At 68.3% G+C, this 7,911-nt stretch carries 8 protein-coding genes; 4 read left to right on the top strand and 4 right to left on the bottom strand.

Annotated elements, in window-relative coordinates; translation table 11 throughout:
* From VFL64_RS06570 to senA, 4 genes are all read left to right on the top strand, one after another.
* Positions 1-822: DUF4139 domain-containing protein (locus VFL64_RS06570; RefSeq protein WP_489539577.1), on the top strand; the 822-nt coding region annotated here is incomplete at its 5' end.
* Positions 823-890: 68 nt separating this feature from the next.
* Entirely contained in the window at positions 891-1,637 is a 747-nt protein-coding gene (gene map, locus VFL64_RS06565; protein WP_489539576.1) for a type I methionyl aminopeptidase, read from the top strand.
* A gap of 16 nt (positions 1,638-1,653) precedes the next feature.
* Complete coding sequence (locus VFL64_RS06560) at positions 1,654-2,070, top strand: GFA family protein (protein WP_489539575.1); 417 nt, start codon at positions 1,654-1,656, stop codon at positions 2,068-2,070.
* 7 nt (positions 2,071-2,077) lie between these two features.
* Positions 2,078-3,301, top strand: a complete 1,224-nt coding sequence (gene senA, locus VFL64_RS06555; protein WP_489539574.1) for a selenoneine synthase SenA — start codon at positions 2,078-2,080, stop codon at positions 3,299-3,301.
* Between the two features lie 73 nt (positions 3,302-3,374).
* Here the strand turns inward: senA and VFL64_RS06550 are convergent, their stop codons facing one another.
* The 4 genes from VFL64_RS06550 to fdhF form a co-directional block, all read right to left on the bottom strand.
* Entirely contained in the window at positions 3,375-4,127 is a 753-nt protein-coding gene (locus VFL64_RS06550; RefSeq protein ID WP_489539573.1) for an SDR family oxidoreductase, read from the bottom strand.
* Between the two features lie 117 nt (positions 4,128-4,244).
* Entirely contained in the window at positions 4,245-5,018 is a 774-nt protein-coding gene (gene fdhD, locus VFL64_RS06545) for a formate dehydrogenase accessory sulfurtransferase FdhD (RefSeq protein ID WP_489539572.1), read from the bottom strand.
* Entirely contained in the window at positions 5,018-5,242 is a 225-nt protein-coding gene (locus tag VFL64_RS06540) for a formate dehydrogenase subunit delta (RefSeq protein ID WP_489539571.1), read from the bottom strand. The genes fdhD and VFL64_RS06540 overlap by 1 nt, the downstream gene beginning before the upstream one ends.
* A 10-nt stretch (positions 5,243-5,252) precedes the next feature.
* Positions 5,253-7,911, bottom strand: a 2,659-nt coding sequence (fdhF, locus tag VFL64_RS06535; protein WP_489539570.1) for a formate dehydrogenase subunit alpha, incomplete at its 5' end; no start/stop codon positions are given.

Genomic DNA, 7,911 nt, shown 5'->3' with positions numbered 1-7,911 from the left:
GACGGCACGCTCGACCTCAACGGCTGGGTCACCCTCACCAACCGCAGCGGCACGGCTTACCCCAACGCCCGGCTGCAGCTGGTGGCGGGCGACGTGAACCGGGTGAAGGAAGACATGCGCCTGCTCGCACGCCGAGAGAAGGCGATGATGGCGGCCCCCGCGTCGGTGGCGGCCGACATGCAGCAGGAGGCGCTCTTCGAGTACCACCTCTACACCCTGGGCCGCCCCACCACACTGGCCGACAACCAGACCAAGCAGGTCGCCCTGCTCAACGCCAGTCGCGTGCCGGTGGTGAAGGAGTTGCTGCTGCAGGGCAGCGACTATTACTACCGTTCCAGCGTGGGCGACATCGGCCAGAAGATGAAGACCGGCGTGTTCGTGGAGTTCGGCAACCGCGAGAGTTCGCGCCTGGGCCTGCCCATGCCCAAGGGCGTGGTGCGCGTCTACAAGCGGGACAGCGCCGGCAACGCGCAATTCGTCGGCGAGGACCGCATCGACCACACGCCCAAGAACGAGAAGGTGCGCCTGAAGCTGGGCGAGGCCTTCGACGTGACGGCCGACAAGAAGCAGACCGACTTCCGCCGCCGCGAGCCCAACAACAAGGCCAGCTACGTGGGCGAGAGCGCCTACGAGATCACGCTGCGCAACGCCAAGGCCGAGCCCGTCACGGTGACCGTGCGCGAGCCGGTGCCGGGCGACTGGACCATGCTCGACGAATCGCAGAAGCACACCAAGGTCGCCGCCGGCACGGCCGAGTGGAAGGTGGTGGTGCCGGCCGGTGGCAGCACCACGCTCAAGTACCGCGTGCTCGTGAGGTACTGAGGGCTTTGGCGGGAGGGGGCGGGGGGCGATCCGCTACAGTGGAATGACCCTGATTGCCCCGCTTTCCCATGACCATCGAAACCCAGCACGACGTCGAAGCACTGCAGCGCATCGGCCGCATCGTTTCCCTGGTGTTGCAGCACATGCTCGACGCCCTGGAACCCGGCATGACGACCCGCGAGCTCGACGCCATCGGCGCGCAGCTGCTGGCGCGGCACGGCGCGCGCTCGGCGCCGCAGCTCAGCTATGGCTTCCCGGGCGCCACCTGCATCAGCATCAACGAAGAGGCGGCGCACGGCATCCCGGGTGACCGCGTGATCCGCGCGGGTGACCTGGTCAACGTCGATGTGTCGGCCGAACTCGACGGCTACTTTGCCGATACCGGCGGGACGCGCGCCGTGCCGCCCGCCACCGCAGTGCAGACGCGCCTGTGCCACGCCACGCGCGAAGCGCTGAAGGCGGCCATGAAGCAGGCTCGGGCGGGTGCCCGCATCAACGCGATCGGCGGCGCGATCGAGCGCACCGCGCGGGCTTACCGTTTCAAGGTGATCGAGAACCTCGCCAGCCACGGCGTCGGGCGTGCGCTGCATGAAGAGCCGACGGAGATCCTCGGCTACCGTGACGTGCGAGACACGCGGGTGCTGCGCGAAGGCCAGGTCATCACCATCGAGCCGTTTCTCTCGACCCGCAGCCGCATCGTCGAAGAGGCGGCCGACGGCTGGACGCTGGTGGGTGCGCCCGGCAGCCTCTCGGCCCAGTACGAGCACACGATGATCATCACGCGGGGTGAGCCCATCGTGGTCACGACTCACTGACGACGCTGCCCGGCCCATGATCTACACCGCCAACTGCCTGTGCGAAGGCATCAAGTTCCGCATCACCGGCACGCTCGCGTCGATCCAGGTCTGCCATTGCTCGCAGTGCCGTCGGGCCCAGGGCACCCCGTTTGCCACCAACCTGCCCGTGGCCCGTGATGCTTTCCACCTCGACAGCGGCGCCGAGCTGCTGACCGAGTACGAGTCGTCGCCCGGCAAGAAGCGCGCTTTCTGCAGCCGCTGCGGCTCGCCGGTCTACAGCCGCCGCGACGAGATCCCCGAGACGCTGCGCATTCGCGCCGGATTGCTCAACGAGCCGCTGCCCGTGCGGCCGGTGGCGCACTTCTGCACTGCCAGCAAGGCGAACTGGTGGCCGATCGAAGACGGCCTGCCGCAGTTTCCCGAGGCCTTTGCGCCACAGCAGAACAGCTAGGCCGGCCATGCTCGACTTCGAAGCCCCGCCCGTCGAGTCGTCGCAGATGCGTCGCGCCGGCAAAGGCTTGCTGTCGCTCGCATTGATGGATGCGCGCAACCACACGCTGCGCTGGATGAGCGCGCTGGAGGCGGCGCTTACCGACCCGCCCTGGGGCGTGCCCATGCAAGCCGAGCTGAACCCGCCGCTGTGGTTGCTTGGCCACCTGGGCTGGTTCCAGGAGTACTGGATCTCGCGCAACGTGCAGCGCCAGCGCGGCGAGCAGGCCGACATCCATGCGCTGCGTCTCGCTTCCATCGACCCCTTTGCCGACGAGTGGTACGACCCCACGCTCGCACCCCACGGCGCACGCTGGCAGCTGCCGCTGCCGCACGCGCAGGCCACGCGCCAGTACCTGGCCGACACGCTGGAGACCACGCTCGAACTGCTGGAGCACGCGACGGACGACGACGACGCGCTGTACTTCTTCCGCCTGGCGCTGTTCCGCGAAGACATGCAGTGCGAAGCCTTTGCCGAGATGTCGCAAACGCTCGGCTTCGACGCCGGCCTGCTGCCGCTCTTGGGCACGCTGGCCACGCGCGATGCGCTGGCCTTCCCGGCCTCGCGCTGGACGCTAGGCACGCCGCCCGGCGGCTTCGCCTTCGACAACGAGCGCGGCGCGAACGAGCACACCGTGCCCGAGTTCGAGATCGACGCGCAGCCCGTGACCTGGGCGCAGTACTGCGAGTTCGTCGAAGACGGCGGCTATGACGAAGAGCACCTGTGGTCGCCTGAAGGCTGGGCGTGGGTGCAGCAGGAAGGCCGGCGCACGCCGCGCCATGTGGACCAGATGCGCCAGAGCGTGCTGCTGCAGCGCTTCGGCAAGCTCACCCGCGCGCCCATGACGCAGCCCGCCATGCACGTGAGCTGGTACGAGGCCGACGCCTGGTGCCGCTGGGCGGGCCGGCGCCTGCCGACCGAGCTGGAATGGGAGATGGCCGCGCACCAGGGCCTGAGCCGCGGCTTCCGCTACGGCCAGGTGTGGGAGTGGACGGCCGGGAGCTTCCGCCCCTACCCGGGCTTCGTGCCCGGCCCCGACCGCACGTATTCGCAGCCGCACTTCGGCACGCACAAGGTGCTGCGCGGTGCCTCCTTCGCCACGCGCGAGCGCATGCGCAACCCGAAGTTCAGGCGCTTCCTGATGCCGCAGCGTGACGACGTGTTCAGCGGGTTCAGGAGTTGTGCGCTTTAGGGCAACGCTGAACAAGTCCCTCGCGGACGGCGGCCCCTCGCTTTGGGCGGTCTGCGTCGCCTTGGAGCCTGGATCAGTAGGTTGAACGGCCGCCCGAGATGTCGAATACCGCGCCGGTGCTGAAGCCACAGTCCTCGCTCGCCAGCCAGCCGATCAGGGAAGCGAGTTCGTCGACCTCCAGGAAGCGGCCCATGGGGATCTTCGACAGCATGAAGTCGATGTGCTCCTGCGTCATCGAATCGAAGATCGGCGTCTTGGCAGCGGCCGGCGTCACCGCATTGACCAGCACACCCGTCTTCGCCAGCTCCTTGCCCAGCGACTTGGTCAGCGCGATCACACCGGCCTTCGACGCGCTGTAGTGCGCGGCGTTCGGGTTGCCTTCCTTGCCGGCGACCGACGCGATGTTGACGATGCGCCCATAGCCCGCCCCGATCATGTGGGGCAGCAGGCTGCGGCAGGTGAGGTAGCTGCCGGTCAGGTTGACCTCGATCACCTGCCGCCAGACCTCGGGGCGCAGCTCCCAGGTCTTGGCATTGCCGCCGGTGATGCCGGCGCTGTTGACCAGGATGTCGACGCGGCCATGCTGCGCCAGCGTCGTCTGCGTGGCGGCGTTCACCGAGGCCTCGTCGCTGACGTCGACCACGACCGTCGCCACGGGCCCCAGGGCGGCGAGCGACGCGCGGGCCTGCGCCAGCTGCGCTTCGTTGATGTCCCACAGCACCACCGCCGCGCCTGACCCCAGCATGCGCCGCGCCACGGCATGCCCGATGCCTTGTGCCCCGCCGGTGATGACGGCCACGCGTCCGTTCAGGTCCAGTGTGTTCATGCGCAAGGCCCGGTGGTTGAGGGTGCGCCGTACTCTACTCAGCGGCGGTCGCGCTGTGCAAGACCTCCGCAGACGCGCAGGCCGAAGCAGCGGACACCTCTGCATCAACCCGCGGCTTCAGGGGGCGTAGCGCACTGCCTGGTCACCGCGGCAGAAGCCGTAGAGATGCATGCCCGCCTGCCCGGCGATGTCCACCGCCAGCGTGGTGGGGGCGGAGATGGTGGCCAGCAGCGGCACGCCCAGGCGGGCGCACTTGCGCACCAGCTCGTAGCTGGCGCGGCTGGACATCAGCACGAAGCCGTCGTGGTTTGACAGCTTCGCCAGTGCACGTTGCCCGAGCAGCTTGTCGAGCGCGTTGTGGCGGCCCACGTCTTCCATCGCGTTGACGATGTCGCCGTCACGCGAGGCCCAGGCGGCAGCGTGGTGGGCGCCGGTCTGGGCATTGAGCGGCTGGTGCGCGGGCAATTGGGCGAAGGCGCGCAGCACGGTGGCGGGGGACAGCCCGGCCACCCAGGGCTGCGGCGGCAGCGCTTCGGGCACCAAGTCGAGCCGCGTCAGGCTGTCGATGCCGCACAGCCCGCAGCCGGTGCGCCCGACCAGGCTGCGCCGCTGCTCCTGCAGGCGCGCACCGGCACCCGAGCCGACTTCGATCTGCACCTCGATGCCGGACTCGCCTTCGATCACGTCGATGCCGCGGCATTCGTCGCGCGAGGCGAGCAGGCCTTCGGACAACGCGAAGCCCAGCGCGAACGCCTCCAGGTCGGCCGGCGTGGCCATCATCACGGCATGCGAGATGCCGTTGAAGACCAGCGCCACCGGCACCTCGGCGGCGATGCGGTCGAGCCGCGCTTCGCCGTTGCGATGAACCGGGACTTCGCGCGTGGGTTCCATCAGGCCAGTACGCTGCGGTGGCTGGTGATCGCGTGCAGCACCGCCGGGTGCAGGCCGCTGCCGCCCTGGCTGTCGATGTGCTCCAGCAGCTCGCGCCGCATGCGCGGCTCCCAGAACTTCTTGATGTGGACGGCGATGCCTTCCTCGGCCTCCACCGGGTCGGGCATGGACTCGAAGAAGTCGCCGATCTGGTTGGCCATCTTGACGAGGTGGTCGATGTTCATGGCGTTGCTGTCATTTGGCCCCTGCTTCCTGCGTGGCGGCGTGCAGCAGCTCCTGCTGCACGCGGTCGAAGCGGCTGTACTCCTGCTGCCAGGCCGAGGGCTGCATCACCGGCATCACCTGCACGGCGGTCACCTTGTACTCGGGGCAGTTGGTGGCCCAGTCGGAGTTGTCGGTGGTGATCACGTTGGCGCCCGACTCGGGGAAGTGGAAGGTGGTGTAGACCACCCCTGGTTGCATGCGCTCGGTGATCACCGCACGCAGCACCGTCTCACCGGCGCGGCTCTGGATGCCGACCCAGTCGTTCTCCTTGATGCCGCGCTCCTCGGCGTCGTGCGGGTGGATCTCCAGGCGGTCCTCGCTGTGCCACAGGTTGTTGGGCGTGCGCCGTGTCTGCGCGCCCACGTTGTACTGCGAGAGGATGCGCCCGGTGGTCAGCAGCAGCGGGAACTTGCGCGTGACCTTCTCGTCGGTGGCCACGTAGCGGGTGATCATGAAGCGGCCCTTGCCGCGCACGAACGCGGCCGTGTGCATCACCGGCGTGCCTTCGGGCGCGTCGTCGTTGCAGGGCCACTGCACGCTGCCCATCTTCTCGATCTTGTCGAAGCTCACGCCGCGGAAGGTGGGCGTGAGCGCCGCGATCTCGTCCATGATCTGCGAGGGGTGGGTGTAGTGCATCGGGTAGCCGAGCGCGTTGCTCAGCGCCACCGTCACCTCCCAGTCGGCCAGGCCGGCCTGCGGCGGCATCACCTTGCGCACACGCGAGATGCGGCGCTCGGCGTTGGTGAAGGTGCCGTCCTTCTCCAGGAACGAGGAACCCGGCAGGAACACGTGCGCGTACTTGGCCGTCTCGTTCAAGAACAGGTCTTGCACCACGATGCATTCCATGGCCATCAGCGCCTCGGCCACGTGCTGCGTGTTGGGGTCGGACTGCACGATGTCCTCGCCCTCGCAGTACAGGCCCTTGAAGCTGCCGGAAAGCGCTGCGTCGAACATGTTGGGGATGCGCAGGCCCGGCTCGGGTTGCAGCGTCACGCCCCAGGCGTCTTCGAAGGTGGTGCGGGTCGTGCTGTCCGACACGTGCCGGTAGCCCGGCAGCTCGTGCGGGAAGGAGCCCATGTCGCACGAGCCCTGCACGTTGTTCTGGCCGCGCAGCGGGTTCACGCCCACGCCTTCGCGGCCCACGTTGCCGGTGGCCATGGCGAGGTTGGCGATGCCCATCACCATGGTCGAGCCCTGGCTGTGCTCGGTGACGCCCAGGCCGTAGTAGATGGCCGCGTTGCCACCCGTCGCATACAGGCGGGCCGCGGCGCGCACCTCGGCCGCCGGCACGCCGGTCTCGGCCTGCATGGCCTCGGGCGAGTTCTCGGGGCGCGAGACGAACTCGCGCCAGTCGTTGAACGACTTGGGGTCGCAGCGTTCGGCCACGTAGGCTTCGTTCACCAGGCCCTCGGTGACGATCACGTGGGCCAGCGCGGAGATGATGGCCACGTTGGTGCCGGGCTTGAGCGCCAGGTGGTGCTCGGCGCGGATGTGCGGCGACTTCACGATGTCGATGCGGCGCGGGTCGACCACGATCAGCTTGGCGCCTTCACGCAGGCGCTTCTTCATGCGCGAGGCGAAGACCGGGTGGCCGTCGGTCGGGTTGGCGCCGATGACCATGATCACGTCGGCCTTCTCCACCGACTTGAAGGTCTGCGTGCCGGCCGAAGTGCCGTAGGTCTGCCCGAGGCCGTAGCCGGTGGGCGAGTGGCACACGCGCGCGCAGGTGTCGACGTTGTTGTTGCCGAAGGCGGCGCGCACCAGCTTCTGCACGAGGTAGGTCTCTTCGTTGGTGCAGCGCGAGGAGGTGATGCCACCGATGCTGTCGCGGCCGTACTTCTCCTGCAGGCGCTTGAACTCGCTGGCGGCGTGGCCGATCGCCACCTCCCAGCTGACCTCTTGCCAGGGGTCGGTGATCTTGGCGCGGATCATCGGCTTGGTGATGCGATCCTTGTGCGAGACGTAGCCCCAGGCGAAGCGACCCTTCACGCACGAGTGGCCCTCGTTGGCCTTGCCGTCCTTCCACGGCACCATGCGCACGACCTCGTTGCCCTTCATCTCGGCCTTGAAGGCGCAGCCCACGCCGCAGTAGGCGCAGGTGGTGATCACGCTGTGCTCGGGCTGGCCGAGCCAGATCACGCTCTTCTCCTGCAGCGTGGCGGTGGGGCAGGCTTCGACGCAGGCGCCGCAGCTCACGCACTCGCTTTCCATGAAGGGCTCGTCTTGCCCCGGCGACACGCGGCTGTCGAAGCCGCGGCCGCTGATGGTGAGCGCAAAGGTGCCTTGCGTCTCTTCACAGGCCCGCACGCAGCGGTTGCAGACGATGCACTTGCTCGGGTCGTAGCTGAAGTAGGGGTTGGACTCGTCTTTCTTGTCCTTCAGGTGGTTGGCCCCGTCGAAGCCGTAGCGCACGTTGCGCAGGCCGGTGACGCCGGCCATGTCCTGCAGCTCGCAGTTGCCGTTGGCGCTGCAGGTCAGGCAGTCGAGTGGGTGGTCGGAGATGTAGAGCTCCATCACACCCTTGCGCAGCTCCTGCAGCTTCGGCGATTGCGTGCGCACGTTCATGCCGGCCTCGGCCGGGGTGGTGCATGAGGCGGGGTAGCCCTTGCGGCCGTCGATCTCCACCAGG

It is taken from the genome of Rhizobacter sp. (genome assembly GCF_035702065.1).
Classification (GTDB): Bacteria; Pseudomonadota; Gammaproteobacteria; order Burkholderiales; family Burkholderiaceae_C; genus Rhizobacter.
Note: the sequence above shows the minus strand (reverse complement) of the source record. Positions and strands in the feature narration are given on the sequence as shown.